The sequence below is a fragment of the Hyphobacterium marinum genome (assembly GCF_036330325.1).
GTDB classification, from domain to species: Bacteria; Pseudomonadota; Alphaproteobacteria; order Caulobacterales; family Maricaulaceae; genus Hyphobacterium; species Hyphobacterium marinum.
On the sequence record NZ_JAZDRO010000001.1, the window covers coordinates 126812 to 143095 of the forward strand.

The window sequence follows — 16284 nt, forward strand, 5'->3', positions numbered from 1 at the left end:
TGCGAACGGTAGCATTAAACAGCCCGCGGATGTGAACCCAAGTTGAACCGGTCCGGCATTTTTTTGCCAAGAACGGACCGGTTCAACGAGAGATTCGTGCGTGACGGGAATCGGGCGGAGATTACTCGCGCCAGGGATTAGCGCGGGGCCATGACCATGATCATCTGGCGGCCTTCGAGCTTGGGCTCGAATTCGACCTTGGCGACCTCGTCGAAGTCTTCCTTGACACGCTGAAGCAGGGTCATGCCGCGATCCTGGTGCGCCATTTCACGGCCCCGGAAGCGGATGGTGACCTTGACCTTGTCGCCCTCCTCGAAGAAGCGGTGCATGGCTTTGGTCTTCACCTCGTAATCATGCACGTCGATATTCGGACGCATCTTGATTTCCTTGACCTGCGCGGTGCGCTGCTTCTTGCGGGCCTCGGTCTTCTTTTTCTGTTCCTGGTATTTCAGCTTCCCGTAATCGAGAATCTTGCACACGGGCGGATCGGTGTTCGGAGACACCTCCACAAGATCAAGCCCGGCTTCCTGCGCGGCTTCCAGCGCCGCGTCGGTGGGCATGATTCCCTGTTTCTCGCCGTGTTCGTCGATCAGCAGAACGCGCGGAACGCGTATGTCTGAATTGATGCGCGGGCCGTCTTTTTTCGCCGGCGGCGCTGCTTGGGGTCTGCGGGCTATGCGTCTTCTCCTCGAAAAGCCTCTGGAACGTAGTCAGTCGGTATCAAGACCCTGCCGGAGCGCGCGGCGCAAGCGCCAAATTCGGTCGGGCAGTGTCTGGAAACGGGTGTTATGGCGAGATGGCAACACAAATCAAGCCGCTCGGGGCGCGCGATCAAAGCCGCCTGCATAGCGCATGGCCTGCATCGCCTCTTCCGGTGTGACCTGGGCGAGGGTCGGTGCGTGCATGATCACGACCGGCGAGGCACCGCGCGGGGCCCGGTAGGCCGGATCGCCCTCACCATCGGGATAGAGCGCCAGCGCCGGGGGGCCGGCGGCGACGAGCAGGTGCAACAGCCCCGTGTCCTCGCCGAAGACAAAGCGGGCCTTGCGCCCCAGCCCGGCCAGCTGGACCAGCTTGGCCTTGCCGGTCAGGTCGCGCGCACCGGGGGTTACCTCGGCGATGAAGCGGCCCACTTCCCTCGCGGACGGCCCGCCGACCACGGCGGGGATAATGCCGGCGTCGAGCAACTGGCTCGCCAGTGTCGCCCAGCGCTCTTTCGGCCAGCGCAGCGGCGGTTTTACCTCGTCACCGGCCGGGGCCAGCAGGGCGAACGCGTCATTGATGCCGAAATATTCCGGCTCGAGCATGCGCGAGGAGCGCGCCAGATAATCGATCCAGGCGATGTCCGGACCCGGTGCTGCCCCCAGCTCATAGCGATCCGGCCCGAGACCGGCGCGGCCCAGCGTGGCCGCAGCCGTATCGATCGGGTGCCCGCCTGCTTCGGCGGGCCGGCCGTCAATCCAGCGCGTCTTCATAAAGCGCAGCCCGCCCTTGATCTTGCGCGCTATCGGACCGCCGACGAGATCGTAGACGGCAACAGGCTTGGAGATCTTGATCCGCTTGACCATCAGGCGGCCCGCCGGACCTTCGGCCAGCGCGTCCGTCTCGACCCCGGTGAAATGCGGGCAGTGCTTGAGCAAAGCTTCGTAGTCGGGCGAGGTCAGCAGGATGATACGCGCCCGCCGGTGCGCAGCCTTGATCCGGTCGACCGAGGCGAGACCGCGCACGGTATCGACAAGATCGCCCCACAGGAGGATATAAATGGTATCGCGCGCGGCGTCAGTCATGGCGGTTCACTTTAAGAGTTCGCGGTAGACCCGCAAGGTGGAGTCTTGCAGTCCGGTGACAGTGAAATTCGCCGCGACATGCGCGGCACCGGCCCGCCCCATGCGCCGGTGCGCCTCGAAATTGAGCCCCATCAACTCCGATATCGCGCCTGCCAGCGCCGGGACATCCCCGGGCGGAACACGCCAACCGGTCTTTCCTGACAGGACGACCTCACGCGCGCCGCCATGATCAGCGGCGATAACGGGCAATCCGGCCGCCGAGGCTTCCGCCGCGGTGCGGCCAAAGGCTTCCGGGTCGGTCGACGGGTTGAGCGCGAAGTCGGCGAGCGCATAAATGGCCGGCATGTCATCCTGGTGACCGGCGAGACCGATATCGGAGTCCAGCCCATAGCGCGCGATCAGGGTTTCGAGCTCCTGGCGATAGTCGGCGCGGCCCTGATCGTCACCCACGAACAGGAGATAGGGCAGCGAACCGCCCTCAGTCTTCAGCGCGGCCATCGCCTCGATGGCGACGGTCTGGCCTTTCCAGCGCGTCAGCCGCGCGGGCAGGACACCGACAATGCGGTCCTCGGGCACGCCCAGCGCGGCTTTCAGGGTGGCGGCGCGCGCGACCGTTTCGGGCGACCGGGCGAAGCGGTCGATGTCGACGCCGCGCGGGATGACGGCGATGCGGTCCGGCCCTACACCATGCTCTTCCATCACGTGCGCCGCGATATAGTTCGAATTGGCGATCACCCGGTCGCCGCGCGCCATCACCGAATTGTAGAAGCGCTTCAGGCCCGAGCGCGCGTTATAGGCCCCGTGATAGGTGGTCACGAAGGGAATGCCGGTGCGGCGGGCGGCCCGCAGCGCGCTCCAGGCCGGAGCGCGGGATCGGGCGTGAACGAGATCGACGCCTTCGGTCCGGATCAGCCGGACCAGGCGGGCCGTGTTGGCTTCAAGCCCCCAGGGGGTTTTGGAATCGAGCGGCATGCGGAACAGCCGGGCTCCGGCCGCGTCCAGTGCGCCTTCCTGGCGGCCGCCTTCGCTGGCGACGAGCGCGGTGTGGCCAGCGCGGGTCAGCGCCTCGGCCACCTCGATCGTGGTGCGTTCTGCGCCGCCGGTGTCGAGCCGGGGAATGACCTGCAAGATGATCATGAATCAGGCATCATTACTGGAAAGCCCCGCTTTCTTTCACGAGATCGAGCCGATGACAAACACTACCGATGTGCAAGTCCTGCGCCGCGACGGTGCTCCGTCGCTCGCCTGGCAGCGCCGCGCGCCGCAACCGGGCCGGGCGAAGCTTCTCTGGCTGGGCGGTTTCCGGGCCGACATGGGCGGCACCAAGGCGACATTTCTCGATGGCTGGGCAGCCGAGACCGGGCGCGGCCTGACGCGGTTCGACTATTCCGGGCATGGCCGTTCTGAGGGCACCTTCGAGGACGGCACGATCGGCCAGTGGACGCACGACGCGCTTGCCGTACTCGACACGTGTACCGAAGGCCCGCAAATCCTCGTGGCCTCGTCGATGGGCGCGTGGATTGCCTGTCATCTTGCCCAGGCAAGGCCGGAGCGTATTGCGGGCCTGCTCCTGCTGGCTGCCGCGCCGGACTTCACCGAGGATCTGATGTGGGAGAGTTTTCCCTTTCATGTCCGCGAGGCGATTGAGAACGAGGGTCGCTGGGTGCAGACCGGCCCCGAAGGCGAGACGGTGATCACCCGCGCCCTGATCGAGGACGGGCGGGCTCAGCGCGTGCTGGGCGCACCCCTTCCCTATGAGGGCCCGGTTCGGCTTCTGCACGGGCTGGCCGATACCGATGTGCCCTGGACGCAGGCCTCGCGGCTGATCGATGCCTTCACCTCGCGCGATATCGAGATGACGCTGATCAAGGGGGCGAACCACCGCCTTTCCGATCCGGCGAGCCTGGCGCGCGTCACCGCCTTGCTTGAGGCACTGTGCGGGCGGGCCGAGACGACCAGCTAGGCGCGCCGTCAGACGCGCTTGACGGGAACCGGCGCGGCCCGTATCTGTCCGCTTCCCAAGGTAAGGGGCCGTAGCTCAGTTGGGAGAGCGCGTCGTTCGCAATGACGAGGTCAGGGGTTCGATTCCCCTCGGCTCCACCATCCTTCGCCTTTTTGATTTCCTTCCGCGCTTGCCGCATATGGCGCGCGCGCCTACACCATCGGCGGGCAGGCGTAAGGGGATGCCACCGGCATGGGACGACGGGACGGAGCTTGGCCGGCGGCAGTGACCGCCCTCTGGCCGTTGGGCCTGGCCCTGGCGGTCAATACGCTCTACCGCTGGATGACGATTCCGGCCCCTGGTGACCGCCCGCCCTATTCGCTGATCCTGTCACCCTCGGCATCGGACCGGATCGCGGAGCTGCTGGCCAGCAATCCGCTGGCCCTGCTCGGCCCCATTGAACTCGATACCGACCGCTGGGCCTGGACGACAACGACGCTGCTGCCGCTCTACGCCCTCGAACAGGCTCTGCCGCCCGCCGCCGTCTATCTGGTCGTGACCGGGATATGCACCGGAACGCTTTATGTCTGCGGACTCGTGGCCACCCGGTCCGTGCGCTTCGCGACGATTCTGGGACTGGTGGCCGGCCTGTCGACCTTCCTTGGCTACAGCTTCGTCTACGGCAATGTGATGCTGGGATTTCTCGTGATCGCCTGGCTGGCCATCGCGGTGACGGCGCTGCTGGCGTATCTGCGCGCCGAGCGCGGAGAGGCGGTCCGGCTGAGCGTGTTCCTGCTCGCGCTGCTGCCGCTGGTCCTGTCAGCGGAATACTGGCTGAACTTTGCCGTGCCCGCCATCCTCGCCTGCGGGTTCGCCACTGTGTGGGGGCGGCGGCACGGCGACGCCGGCTTTGCCCGGCGCAGCCTGATCGCCGGAGCGGTCCTTGCCGGAGCGATGGCGATTTACCTGCCCGTCCGCTTCATGGCCGCCGCGCCCCTGGTCCAGCCGGGTTTCGAAAGCGAGAGCGTGGTGACCTACCCCCATCTCCTGATGATGGCCGAGGACATGGCGGTCAATTACCTGACCTATCTCTACATGGCGCTGTCGAGCGTGTTGCCGGGTTTCCTCGTCTTTTCGCCCAGCTACGCCGCCTACGGGCCGGAGGTCCTGGCCGCCGAACAGAATGGCTATCACGACGCCTATAATCACCTCATCCCGATCAGCGCGATGACGTCCTGGCGGTTTGTTGGCGGCGCGCTCGTGCTCGGATTTTTCCTCCTCGGCTGGCGCTGGATCCGAGCGGCCTGGACCCGTGCAGACCGGCGCGACCTGGTTCCGGTTGCGCTCTTCCTCGTCATCGCGCTCGGATTCGTCATCTACCTGCCGATCAAGATGCGGCCATTCCACCTGACGGCCATGCTGGGCTACAAGGCGCTGATCGCCTCGGCGGCGATGATGGTGCTCGTCGCCTGGGCGGCATTCACGGCGGAACGGTGGACGCCGGCACGCTGGCGCAGACCGGCACTGGCAGGCCTGGCGGCGCTGATCGTCCTGTCGGCCTTCACGCGACCAGCGGCGGAGATTGCCGGCCTTGAGGCGGTGGGCCTTGATGGGGCCGGTGACCCACTGGTGGGTATGGGTGACCAGCCGTGACCGGAACGCCGCGACGCCTCGACTGGGATTCCGACTTTTTCGGTTTCGAGGTCGCGGAAAGCGTGTTTGATCATGCACAGCCCACAGATGTAGAGGCGGCCGTAGCGACCGCACGCGAACAGGGCGCGGCGCTGCTGGTCTGCCGCATGCCGGCCGGAGCGGTTGATCCTGCCAGCCTTCCCGGTGTGCTCGCGGATACCCGCCATATCTATGCCATGCCGCCGACCCGGCCCGTGCCCGACTGGCCAGTCGATGGCCTGCCCGGGCTTGAGCCCTACGCGGCCCGGGTCATGGCTCCCGATCTCGCCCGTCTGGCCGTCCAGTCCGGCCGCCAGTCGCGCTTCTTCCGCGATCCGGATTTTCCGCGCCCCGCCGCCCGAGCGCTTTACACGCGCTGGATGGAGAGGATCGTGACGCGCGAACTATCCGAGCGTGTCCTGGTCCTGGTCGCCCGCGGCGGCGACGGCTGCTGCACGGCCATGGGCGCGACCTATCTCGGCACGGACGGTCACGGGCAACCCTCGTTGATGGCCGCCTTGCCGGGACGGGCAAATTCCGGGTTCGGACGCGCCTATTTCCGGGCCATGATGATGTGGTTTCACGATGAGGGCGTGACCGAGGCCCGCATCCGGACGCAGGCTCGCGCGGGCGCCGCGTGCAATCTCTACGAACGCGCGGGCTGGGTGCTGGAAAGACGGGAAGACATCGTCCACGTCTGGCTGGATCGGCCGGCGGGGCGGGCCGGCAGCAAGGATCCGGCATAATGGCCGAGCCACGCAAGCTGGATTGGGATTCGGACTTCTTCGGATTTACCGTCGTGGAAGCCCACTCCACGCGGTCCGGGGAGGGCGATCTCGATAGAGTGGTCGGTGCCGCCTGCCAAATGGGAGCCACGCTTCTGGTCTATACCGTCCCGGCTGGAAGCCCCGTTTCCCTGCCGGGCCGGGCGGCGCATGTCGATGTGCGTCACACCTATATCTGTGATTACTCCCGGATCACCTTCGGCCCGCCGGAAGCGGCCCATCTGATCGAGTTTCACGAGGGCCGCGATCCGTTGCCAGAGTTAGACCGCCTGGCCCTGCTCTCGGGACAACATTCTCGTTTCTTCAACGACCCGCTGTTTCCCCGTCCGGCGGCGGAAGCACTCTACACTACCTGGATGCGGCGGGCGCTGACACGGGAGTTCGGCGACCATGTTCTGGTGGCGCGCGATCCGGACGGGGTTATCGCCGCGATGTATTCAGGACGGATTGATAGTGCGGGTTTCGGTGTCCCTGACCTGATGGCCGTCGATCCACGTTTGCGCGGACGCGCGCTCGGAGCAGGCTTTCTTCAGACCTCGATGCTGCACTACCGCGAGCGCGGAATCGTCAAGGGCCGGCTGCGCTCACAGGGACGCAACCGCTTCGCCCGCGCGATCTATGAACGTCTGGGCTGGACTCTCGCGGCTTGCGAGGATGTGTATCATGTCTGGCTCGGCGTGCCGCCGGTGAAGGAGTATTCCTCTTGAACCTGTCCATCGTTTCCACGCTCTACGGGTCCGAGGACACGGTCGCGGAATTCGTGGACCGGGCTCGTGCCGCTGCGCGGGACCATGGCGGGTCCTACGAGATCATTCTTGTCAATGACGGCTCGCCCGACGCGTCACTCGCGCGGGCCCTGGGCCTGGCCGAAACAGACAGCGATCTCGTCATTGTCGATCTGTCGCGGAATTTCGGTCATCACCGCGCCCTGCTGACCGGGCTGAAACAGGCGCGAGGCGAGCGCATTTTCCTCATCGACTCCGACCTCGAAGAAGACCCGGGCTGGCTGACGCGGTTGTCCGCAATGATGACCGAGACCGGAGCCGACATGGTCTCCGGCGTGCAGAAAACCCGCAAGGGCGGCTGGTTCGAACGGATCAGCGGAGAGGCCTTCTATCGGCTCCATGAGCGCCTGATCGCGTTAAAGACACCGCGCAATCCGGTCACCGCACGGCTGCTGACCCGGCGGTTTGCCGATGCGCTGGACGGATTCGACGAGCGCGCGCTCTTCCTTCCGGGCCTGTTCGCCTATGCCGGATTCGACCATGTCACCTTGCCGGTGGAAAAGGGATCGAAAGGTTCGACGACCTATTCCTTGCGCCGTCGCGGCTCGCTGGCGGTTGACGCGATCACCTCGTTTTCGAGCGCGCCGATGCGCTATGTCTTCTATCTCGGTGTGGGCGTCTTCGTCCTGTCGGTCCTGGCGTCCCTGCTGGTCATTCTGCTCTGGACTGGATTTCAACAGGCCCCGAGTGGCTGGACCTCGCTCATCGTCTCGGTGTGGATGCTGGGCGGGCTGATCCTGTCGGCTGTCGGTGTGACGGGGCTTTATGTGGGCCGGATTTTCGACGAGGTAAAGCGCCGTCCGTCCGTCATCATCCGCGATATCCATGACTATACCCGCTGAGTCTCCCGGCCGCTGGCTGGACGCGCTGGCGGACCGGATAAACGGGCTCGACGAGGCGGACCACGACGCCTTGCAGACCTATCTCGGCGAATCGCGCATTGGCCATGACCTGATCGCGCCCGTCATCGAGCCCGGACTGCGGGTACTCGAAGTCGGCTCCGGTATCGGCGCGCTGGGCCATTACCTCGCCAGCCGCGGCATCGACATTCGCGGCATCGAGCCGGCCGAAAGCGGGTTTGACCGGATGTCACGGCTGGCGGAACGGGTCAGCGCGGCCGCGGGAACGACCGGCTTCTCGGCCTCGGCCCGCAGCGCGGAAGATCTGGACCCCGATACCGACGGGTCGTTTGATCTCATCTATTCGGTCCATGTCCTCGAACACCTGCCCGACCCCGAAGCCGCGCTTGCGGCGATGAACGGTGTCCTGAAACCCGGCGGCACAATGGTCCATCTCTGCCCCAATTACCGCTTCGCCTATGACCCGCATTTCGCCATTCCCATCCCCTTCTGGTCGCCGGCTCTGACCCGGGCGATCTTTGCCCGCCGTATCGAGGCACATCGCGAAGTCTGGGACGGGCTGAATTTCATCGGCGCAGGGCGTCTGGCGCGCATCGCCCGAACGGAAGGCCTGTCGGTGCGGTTTCATCCCGGCGTCATGGCCGCGACCTTTGCGCGGCTGAACAACGACCCGGTCTTCCGGGCCCGGCATGACGGGCTGGCCGGGCGGTTGGCAGGCTGGACCGCGAAAGGGCCATTCGCTGGCTGGTTGCGTGCAATCCCGCCGCAATGGGCCAGCCCTATGGCCGTTACGCTGAGCAAACCCGTATGACCCATCTCATCCCCTTCAACCGGCCCTATCTGACCGGTCGCGAACTGGCCGGAATCGAACGCGCCCAGGCCGCTGGCGTCCTGTCAGGCAATGGTGCGATTTCGCGCGCCTGCGAAGCCATGCTGGAAGAGCGGACCGGCACGGCCCGCACGCTGCTGACCCATTCCTGCACCGGCGCGCTGGAGATGGCGGCGCTTCTCCTCGACCTCCAGCCCGGCGAGGAGGTGATCATGCCAGCCTATACCTATGTCTCGACCGCGAACGCGATTGCGCTGCGCGGGGCAATGCCGGTGTTCTGTGATATCCGGCCCGACACACTCAATATCGACGAAACAAAAATCGAGGCGTTGATCACGCCGCGCACGAAAGCGATCTGCGTTGTCCATTATGCAGGCGTCGCGTGCGAAATGGATGCGATCCTCGCCCTGGGCCGAATTCACGGCCTTGCCGTGATCGAGGACGCCGCCCAGGGCATCGAGGCGGGCTACAAGGGCCGGGCGCTCGGCGCGATGGGCGATCTCGGCGCGTTCAGCTTCCACGAAACCAAGAATGTGACCTGCGGGGAAGGCGGTGCCCTTCTGATCAACCGGCCCGGCCTGGCCGCGCGCGCCGACATCATCCACGAGAAGGGCACTGATCGCCGGGCTTTCGAGCGGGGCGAGACCGGGCGCTACTGCTGGCAGGATATCGGCTCGTCCTTCGGACTGGGGGAACTCGCTGCAGCCTTCCTGCAGGTCCAGCTTGAGGACGCGGCGGCGATCACGCAGCGCCGTCTGGCGCTGTGGGCGCGCTACCACGCCGCATTCGGCGCATTCGAAACCGCCGAGCGCCTGCGCCGCCCCGTCGTGCCGGACGGATGCACGCACAATGCGCACATGTATTACCTGCTGTTGCCGCCCGGGCGCGACCGTGCAGCGGTATTGTCGGCCTTGCGCGAGCACGGCGTCATGGCGGTCTTCCACTACGTGCCGCTGGACACGGCCCCGGCCGCACGGCGGTTTGCCCAACCCGGCCCGCCGCTTCCGGTGACGGCAGACCTGGCGGCCCGCCTCATCCGCCTGCCGCTCTGGACCGGGATGGGCGAAGCCGAACAAGCCCGCGTCGTCGAAGCCGTGAGCGACGTGCTGGGCTAACCGCGCCCATCCGGCCTGTAACCAAACCGCTCTGTCAGACGAAGGAGATGTCAGGCCCGGCCGGTCACGTTTCCTTGCGCCGGGCGGACAGGACCGGGGCCGCGCCCTATGTTCTGAGGCGAGCAGAGCGCAAGTGGCAGAAAGGCGACCCCCATGCTGATCCGGAATACGCCGAGCTGGCAGCTGACGGACAAGGACGTCACGCCCGAACATCTCTATCTCAACCGGCGCTCCATCATGGCAGCGGGCGGCGCACTGGCCGCGACCGCCTTCGCCGGGGCCTGCTCCGCGCAGGACAGCGGTGAGGCCGCGCCACACACGGCCAATGCCGACGGTTCGCTGAACTATGCGACGACGGACTACCGCATCACGGATGGGGATCTGACCCCGGTCGAGGCGGTGACCGGCTACAATAATTTCTACGAATTCGGTACGGGCAAGGATGATCCAGCGCGTTATGCCGACGCGATGACAACCGATCCCTGGTCGGTCGAAGTCACGGGTCATGCCGCACGGACCGGCACGTTCGCGGTCGAAGATCTTGTCGATTTCAGTGCGCTGGAAGAGCGCATCTACCGGCTCCGCTGCGTTGAAGCCTGGTCGATGGTCATCCCCTGGATCGGCGTGCCGCTAAGTTCCATTCTGAACCGCTTCGAGCCGACCTCGGACGCGCGCTATGTGGCGTTCGAGACCTATCTCAACCGCGAGGAAATGCGCGGCGTGCGTTTCCCGGTGCTCGACTGGCCGTATCGGGAGGGCCTGCGTCTCGACGAGGCGATGAACCCGCTCGCCTTCATGGCGGTCGGGCTCTACGGCAATGTCCTGCCCAACCAGAATGGCGCGCCGATGCGGCTCGTCGTGCCGTGGAAGTATGGCTTCAAGTCGATCAAGTCGATCGTGCGGATCAGCTTCGTGTCCGAGGAGCCGGTGACGACGTGGAAACAATCCGCGCCGCGCGAATACGGCTTTTATTCCAACGTCAATCCGGAGCGCTCCCACCCGCGCTGGAGCCAGGCCAGCGAGCGGATTATCGGGGCCGGGCCTTTCGCCCGGCGCGATACCGAGATGTTCAATGGCTATGGCGAGGCGGTCGCGGACCTCTATGCCGGCATGGACCTCAACGAAAACTACTGATCCGATGGCGGACCGGAAAGCCATTCTGCGGAGCTTTGCCAAGCATTGGCTCAAACCGCTGGTGCTGATCGCGCTCGTGCTGCCGCTGGTCTGGATCACGGTTCAATGGGTACTGCTGCTGACCGGACAGCCCAATGATCTTGGCTTCGAACCAGTCGCGGCGACGCATCATTTCCTGGGCCAGACGGCAATCCGCATACTGCTGATTTCGCTGGCCATAACGCCCTTCCGTGACCTGACGAAATGGGGTCCGGTCATGAAGGTGCGCCGCCGGATCGGGCTGGCGGCCTTCTGGTATGCGCTCTTGCACCTGACCGCCTATTTCGGCGCGGACCTCTTCTTCTCGCTGCCGAAGCTGTGGGAGGACATTGTCGAGCGGACCTACATCACTTTCGGGATGGCCGCACTGGCCCTGCTGATCCCGCTTGCTGTGACGTCTTTTGACTCGATGATCCGCCGGCTCGGGGCGCTGCGCTGGAAGCGGCTGCATATGCTGGTCTATCCCATCGCCATTCTGGCGGTGACGCACCATTTCTTCGCCGAAAAGGGGCTCCAGCCCGGCCCGCTGGTCCATGCCGGAATTCTGGCGCTGCTGCTGGGATACCGGGTGTGGAAAGCGGTCGAAACACGCGCTAATCGTCCGGCGTCTGCCTAGCGTCCTTTACGCGTAAAGTCGCCGGATTTTCCGCCTGTTTTCTCTTCAAGCCGTATCGCGCCGATCTCCATCGCCTTGTCGACGGCCTTGAGCATGTCGTGGAGGGTCAGCGCGGCGACCGACACTGCGGTCAGCGCTTCCATCTCGACGCCCGTGGGACCGGTGGTGACGACTTCGGCCTCGATGCCATAGCCGCTCTCGTCGGCAAGGGGCGCAATGCGGACCTCGACCTTTGACAGGGGCAGAGGGTGACAGAGCGGGATCAGGTCGGCGGTGCGTTTGGCCGCCATGGTTCCGGCGATCTCGGCAACCGCGATGACTTCACCTTTCGGGCCGCTGGCGTCGCGCGCGGCGGCAAAGGCATCAGCATTCATCGTGATCTGTCCCGAGGCGACGGCGCGGCGTTTCGTGGCGGCCTTGTCAGAGACATCGACCATGCGCGCGCGGCCGTCCGGGCCGATATGGGAGAGCTTGCCCGTATTCATGATCCTGTCTCCTCCAGCCAGTCGCGCGCCGCGGACTGGTCGGCTGTGCCGGTCTCGACCCAGCGCTCGCCGGTCCCGTCGGCTTCCTTCTTCCAGAAGGGGGCTTCGGTCTTCAAGACATCAATCAGAAAGGCGCAGGCTTCCAGCGCTGCCCGGCGGTGCGCCGAAGCGCAGGCAACCAGAACGATGGCCTCGCCCGCCCACATGGCACCGACGCGATGGATGACCAGGCTCCGATCGAGCGGCCAGCGCTGGTGAGCTGTTTCGGCAATCGACCGCAGCGCGGCTTCCGTCACGCCCGGATAGTGTTCGAGTGTCAGCACCGTGTCCGAACCGCCCCGGACCTGGCCTGTAAAGCTCGCGACCGCGCCGCTCTCCGGTCCCGCAAACCCGGCAAGGCGGGCGGCGGGATCGAAATTGGTGTCGACAATTTCAATCTCGATGGGCGGTATGGCGATCATGGCAGACAGACTAGTCCGGTCCGGTCCCGCCGGACAGGTCCGCGAACGCATCGGGTGTGTTGATATTCGCCAGAACGCGCTCATTGCCGGGGCGGCGTAGCGCCAGCGCGCCGACCGCCTTAACGACATCGCGCACAGAGCGGACGGTATCCGGGGTCGGCAATCGCGCGTCCGGCGCGAAGTAAAGCGGCAAGGGGTCGTTCTGGTAGTGAGCGCTTGGGCCGGAACGGATCAGGGCTTTCAGGCTGTGCGGCGTCAGGCACGGCATGTCGACCGGGATGACAAGCGCTTGGACCGGACCGCTGTCTGCCAACCGGTTCAGTGCCGACGCCAGCGCCACGCCCGGCCCTTTTCCACCGGGCGGATCGGGCCAGCCGTCTGCTTCGTACGAACGCCCCAGGACGATCACGCGTTCGGCCCCGGCTTCCCGCAAGATGCGGCGGGCGCGGTCGAGCAGTGTCTCGCCGTCAAGGACCAGCGCGGCCTTGTCTGTTCCCATGCGGGAGGACTTGCCGCCTGCGAGGATGAGGCCGGTGATGGAGGCTGGCGTGGACATGGCCTTTCTCATAGCGCGAAGCCGGCTTGCGGCACCAACGCTTCCTTTACCGCTTGGTGCCTATGCTGCGCACCATGACACGGCTGATCCTCATCCTTCTGACCGCCATGCTGGCCGCAACGCCCGCCGCTTTCGCCGCTCCGCCCTCGGGCGGCGACGGGCATGGCAGTGGTGGCGGCGACAGTGAGCGCCGGCGCATGATCACCTCGTCTGAAGGCTATGTGCCGCTCTCGCCGCTGACGGCGAGCGTGCATGCCGATTACCGAATTCGCGGCGTGTTGCAGATCGAGGCGGGTCTGGAAATTCCCGACAGCCGCCTGCGCGCCCGGGCCCAGCGCCTGATGCCGCGCCTGCGTGATGCCTATGTCGCGGCGCTCAGCCGCTATGCCGGCGCGAATTACCGCTATGGCGACGTGCCGGACACGGACCGGATTTCACTGGTGATGCAGGAAACCACCGACGAGATCCTCGGTCAGGACGGGGCGGATTTCCTGCTCGGCATGGTCATCATCCACGACCAGTAGGCGTTCAGCGCCCGCGCGCGGCATCGTCCATGAAGCTGGCGAGAGTCACGTCGAGCTCGGTCACGCCATCAGCGTCATGGGTCGCCAGCGTGACATCCACCTTGTTGTAGACATTGAACCACTCAGGATGGTGATCCATCGCGTCGGCCTTGTCCGCAACCGCTGACATGAAGGCCCAGGCCGCCTTGAAATCGGGAAACTCGAATGTCTTCTCGATGGCATCACGGCCGTCCACCACGCTCCAGCCCTTCAGGCGGGCGAGCGCGGCTTCGGCTCCGATTTTCTGCGGCATGGCTTGTATCCTCGTGTCTGCGCTCCAGTCTCGAAGCTGGAGGCACCCGGTATCACGATCAAGGCGTCAGGTGAAAATTAACGCGTTTCTGTCAGGGTCCGACCCTGAAACCAGAAAGGAGGCGCGCATCCCATGACCCGCTTTCTCATCTCCGACGCCAATCCCGGCGGCCGCAAGCTGGAGGACATCCTGCTTGATCTGCGCAGTGACGTTCTGAAACGCTGCACCAAGATCGCCGAGGACCACCGCCCTGAGGCGCTCCATGTCCTCGCCAACAATGTGAAGGTGCTCGAACACCTTACCGCCGCGATTGAACTGGCCCAGGATTCCACCGTGCTCCTGGATCGTGCCTTCGGCCCGTCCGAAGCCCAGGATGGCGGTGCTCCCCGCATCGGGGTGGCGTAGGCACCCTCCATACGTACAGATTTGCGTCATCACCCGGTTTATCCGGGTGATCTTGCATGGGAGATGCCCCGAATAATTCGGGGCATGACGCTGACAAGAGCACCTATTCTCCTTCCCCTTGATGGGGAAGGTGGCTGACGCGAAAGCGTCAGACGGAAGGGGTGGGTCACTCTCACCGTTTGATGTTTCTCACCCTCTCCGCCTCCCCCGGAACAGGTCCGGGATCGGCACCTCTCCCATCAAGGGAGAGGAGGAAGTGGCTTGGACTCTGATATGGCTGTCATCCCGGCTGCCCCGAAGGGTCAAGCCGGGACCTTGAACAGGGTAACCCGACGCCTCCCGGACGCGCGCAGCGCGGGCCGGGACCCAGATTGTCTTGGTTTGACCCCGGTCTTGGCTGCGCCAAACCGGGGGGCATCAAATCAAGATATCCCGTTTTAGTGTCATGCTCTTGCTTGTCCGGAACGCACAAACCCTTCTCATGCTGAGGTGCTTTCCGGCAGGAAAGCCTCGAAGCACGCGAGAGCCTGTCTTCCCATCCTTCGAGGCCCGCTAACGCGGGCACCTCAGGATGAGGGGTTTGCGTCGCTTGAACCCCTACTCCGCGGCTTCCAGTCCCAGCGCTTCGAACATGTCGAAATCGGCGTCGCGGTCCGGGTTGGGCGTGGTCAGCAATTCCTCACCGACGAAGATCGATCCGGCCCCGGCCAGAAAACACAGCGCCTGAAGCTCCCGGCTCATGGTCTCGCGGCCCGCCGACAGCCGCACCACCGAGTCCGGCATCATGATACGCGCCGCGGCGATCGTGCGCACGAAATCGATCCCGTCGAGCGGTTCGGCATTGCCGAGCGGCGTACCCGGCACGGCAACAAGCCGGTTGATCGGCACGCTTTCGGGGTGCGGGTCGAGATTTGCGAGCTCGACCAACAGACCGATCCGGTCGGCCTCGCCCTCACCCATGCCGATAATACCGCCGCAGCAGACATGGATCCCGGCTGAACGGACCTTCGAGAGCGTATCGAGCCGGTCCTCATAGGTCCGTGTGGTGATGACGTCGCCATAGTATTCGCGGCTGGTATCGAGATTGTGGTTGTAATAATCGAGCCCGGCCGACTTCAGCCGTTCTGCCTGACCGTCCTCGAGCATGCCCAGCGTAACGCAGGTCTCCAGCCCGAGCGATTTGACGCCTTCCACCATGGCGCAGACGGCGTCGACATCGCGGTCCTTCAAGGAACGCCAGGCGGCACCCATGCAGAAGCGCGTCGCGCCGCCATCCTTGGCCGCAGCCGCCGCCGTCATCACCGCGTCGAGCGGCATGAGTTTGGAGGCTTTCAGGCCGGTCTCGTGGAAGGCCGACTGGCTGCAATAACCGCAGTCCTCGGCACAGCCCCCGGTCTTGATGGACAGCAGCTGGGACTTCTGGACCGAATTGGCCCGATGCTTGCGGCGATGGACGCCCTGCGCGGCGAAGACCAGATCGGAAAACGGTGCGCGGTAGATCGCTCCGGCTTCGGCCGGGGTCCAGCCCCGCCGTGGCCGGCTCAGCCGGTCGATATCGGAAAGTCCGTTGTCCATGCGTCTGAAACTCCATGCCCGGCCGGAACCTAGAAAGCGCTGGATGGCGCGGCAAGCGTCACGTCTCGCCTTTGCTGCCATTCTCGGTGTTGTCACCGTGATCGCCCTGACCCCGGCCCCGAATGCGCCACCGCGCCTTCTGGGGCTGGACAAGGCCGAGCATCTCGCCGCCTTCGCCGTGCTGGCCATATTCGCGCGCCTGTCCTGGCCGGACGTCCGCGCCTGGGGAATTGGTGTCGCGCTGCTGCTGTATGGCGGAATGATCGAGCTGGCGCAGGCCACGCCGGGCCTGATGCGGTCGCCCTCCCTGGCGGACCTCGCCGCAGATGGAGCCGGCATCGTGCTTGGCCTCGCCAGCGTGACAATGGCCGCGCGCCTCGCGTCCCGATACGAAACGGCCCCGCGCTAGGCGGGGCCGATCCG

Annotated in this window: 20 protein-coding genes and 1 tRNA gene; 13 read left to right on the top strand and 8 right to left on the bottom strand. The window is 65.3% G+C overall.

Features of this window, described 5'->3' with window-relative positions; all coding sequences use genetic code 11:
* Positions 1 to 137: 137 nt before the first annotated feature.
* The 3 genes from infC to V0U35_RS00585 form a co-directional block, all read right to left on the bottom strand.
* Positions 138 to 677: a translation initiation factor IF-3 gene (gene infC / locus V0U35_RS00575; protein ID WP_330195562.1), complete on the bottom strand. Its 540-nt coding sequence runs from the start codon at positions 675 to 677 to the stop codon at positions 138 to 140.
* Positions 678 to 809: 132 nt separating this feature from the next.
* A complete protein-coding gene (locus V0U35_RS00580) occupies positions 810 to 1787 on the bottom strand; it encodes a glycosyltransferase family 9 protein (protein WP_330194699.1) in 978 nt (325 codons plus the stop codon).
* 6 nt (positions 1788 to 1793) lie between these two features.
* Positions 1794 to 2924 (bottom strand): glycosyltransferase family 4 protein, encoded by a 1131-nt coding sequence (locus V0U35_RS00585; protein WP_330194700.1) that lies wholly within the window; start codon positions 2922 to 2924, stop codon positions 1794 to 1796.
* Positions 2925 to 2976: 52 nt separating this feature from the next.
* Between V0U35_RS00585 and V0U35_RS00590 the strand changes: the two genes are divergently transcribed.
* The 10 genes from V0U35_RS00590 (at position 2977) to msrQ (ending at position 11563) form a co-directional block, all read left to right on the top strand.
* Positions 2977 to 3750: an alpha/beta fold hydrolase gene (locus tag V0U35_RS00590; RefSeq protein ID WP_330194701.1), complete on the top strand. Its 774-nt coding sequence runs from the start codon at positions 2977 to 2979 to the stop codon at positions 3748 to 3750.
* Between the two features lie 64 nt (positions 3751 to 3814).
* Positions 3815 to 3890 (top strand) — tRNA-Ala (locus V0U35_RS00595).
* Between the two features lie 91 nt (positions 3891 to 3981).
* On the top strand, positions 3982 to 5382 hold the full coding sequence (locus tag V0U35_RS00600) for a hypothetical protein (RefSeq protein ID WP_330194702.1): 1401 nt from the start codon (positions 3982 to 3984) through the stop codon (positions 5380 to 5382).
* The gene (locus V0U35_RS00605) at positions 5379 to 6146 is read left to right on the top strand and encodes a GNAT family protein (RefSeq protein WP_330194703.1); all 768 of its coding nucleotides are present in this window, start codon (positions 5379 to 5381) and stop codon (positions 6144 to 6146) included. The genes V0U35_RS00600 and V0U35_RS00605 overlap by 4 nt, the downstream gene beginning before the upstream one ends.
* A complete protein-coding gene (locus V0U35_RS00610; RefSeq protein ID WP_330194704.1) occupies positions 6146 to 6892 on the top strand; it encodes a GNAT family N-acetyltransferase in 747 nt (248 codons plus the stop codon). The genes V0U35_RS00605 and V0U35_RS00610 overlap by 1 nt, the downstream gene beginning before the upstream one ends.
* Positions 6889 to 7812 carry a glycosyltransferase family 2 protein gene (locus V0U35_RS00615; protein WP_330194705.1) on the top strand — a complete coding sequence of 308 codons (924 nt, stop codon included), beginning with the start codon at positions 6889 to 6891 and terminating at the stop codon, positions 7810 to 7812. Before V0U35_RS00610 ends, V0U35_RS00615 begins: the two co-directional genes overlap by 4 nt.
* A complete protein-coding gene (locus V0U35_RS00620; protein ID WP_330194706.1) occupies positions 7796 to 8641 on the top strand; it encodes a class I SAM-dependent methyltransferase in 846 nt (281 codons plus the stop codon). The genes V0U35_RS00615 and V0U35_RS00620 overlap by 17 nt, the downstream gene beginning before the upstream one ends.
* Positions 8638 to 9774 (top strand): dTDP-4-amino-4,6-dideoxygalactose transaminase, encoded by a 1137-nt coding sequence (gene rffA, locus V0U35_RS00625; RefSeq protein ID WP_330194707.1) that lies wholly within the window; start codon positions 8638 to 8640, stop codon positions 9772 to 9774. Before V0U35_RS00620 ends, rffA begins: the two co-directional genes overlap by 4 nt.
* Before the next feature lie 153 nt (positions 9775 to 9927).
* A complete protein-coding gene (msrP, locus tag V0U35_RS00630) occupies positions 9928 to 10908 on the top strand; it encodes a protein-methionine-sulfoxide reductase catalytic subunit MsrP (protein WP_330194708.1) in 981 nt (326 codons plus the stop codon).
* Positions 10909 to 10912: 4 nt separating this feature from the next.
* A complete protein-coding gene (msrQ, locus tag V0U35_RS00635) occupies positions 10913 to 11563 on the top strand; it encodes a protein-methionine-sulfoxide reductase heme-binding subunit MsrQ (protein WP_330194709.1) in 651 nt (216 codons plus the stop codon).
* Here the strand turns inward: msrQ and moaC are convergent.
* The 3 genes from moaC to mobA are packed head-to-tail and all read right to left on the bottom strand — an operon-like array spanning position 11560 to position 13065.
* Positions 11560 to 12048, bottom strand: a complete 489-nt coding sequence (gene moaC, locus V0U35_RS00640) for a cyclic pyranopterin monophosphate synthase MoaC (RefSeq protein WP_330194710.1) — start codon at positions 12046 to 12048, stop codon at positions 11560 to 11562. The genes msrQ and moaC overlap by 4 nt on opposite strands.
* Positions 12045 to 12509 carry a molybdenum cofactor biosynthesis protein MoaE gene (locus V0U35_RS00645; protein ID WP_330194711.1) on the bottom strand — a complete coding sequence of 155 codons (465 nt, stop codon included), beginning with the start codon at positions 12507 to 12509 and terminating at the stop codon, positions 12045 to 12047. The genes moaC and V0U35_RS00645 overlap by 4 nt, the downstream gene beginning before the upstream one ends.
* 10 nt (positions 12510 to 12519) lie before the next feature.
* Positions 12520 to 13065, bottom strand: coding sequence for a molybdenum cofactor guanylyltransferase (gene mobA, locus V0U35_RS00650; protein ID WP_330194712.1), 546 nt, complete (start codon positions 13063 to 13065; stop codon positions 12520 to 12522).
* Between the two features lie 74 nt (positions 13066 to 13139).
* On the opposite strand from mobA, the gene V0U35_RS00655 reads away from it, so the two are divergent.
* Positions 13140 to 13589, top strand: coding sequence for a hypothetical protein (locus V0U35_RS00655; protein ID WP_330194713.1), 450 nt, complete (start codon positions 13140 to 13142; stop codon positions 13587 to 13589).
* Positions 13590 to 13593: 4 nt separating this feature from the next.
* Here the strand turns inward: V0U35_RS00655 and V0U35_RS00660 are convergent, their stop codons facing one another.
* Positions 13594 to 13881 (bottom strand): 4a-hydroxytetrahydrobiopterin dehydratase, encoded by a 288-nt coding sequence (locus tag V0U35_RS00660; protein ID WP_330194714.1) that lies wholly within the window; start codon positions 13879 to 13881, stop codon positions 13594 to 13596.
* Positions 13882 to 14013: 132 nt separating this feature from the next.
* Between V0U35_RS00660 and V0U35_RS00665 the strand changes: the two genes are divergently transcribed.
* Complete coding sequence (locus V0U35_RS00665) at positions 14014 to 14286, top strand: histidine kinase (RefSeq protein ID WP_330194715.1); 273 nt, start codon at positions 14014 to 14016, stop codon at positions 14284 to 14286.
* 597 nt (positions 14287 to 14883) lie between these two features.
* On the opposite strand, the gene bioB is transcribed toward V0U35_RS00665, so the two are convergent.
* Positions 14884 to 15861: a biotin synthase BioB gene (bioB, locus tag V0U35_RS00670; RefSeq protein WP_330194716.1), complete on the bottom strand. Its 978-nt coding sequence runs from the start codon at positions 15859 to 15861 to the stop codon at positions 14884 to 14886.
* On the opposite strand from bioB, the gene V0U35_RS00675 reads away from it, so the two are divergent.
* A complete protein-coding gene (locus tag V0U35_RS00675) occupies positions 15860 to 16270 on the top strand; it encodes a VanZ family protein (RefSeq protein ID WP_330194717.1) in 411 nt (136 codons plus the stop codon). The two genes, bioB and V0U35_RS00675, sit on opposite strands and share 2 nt — an antisense overlap.
* Positions 16271 to 16284: the final 14 nt, after the last annotated feature.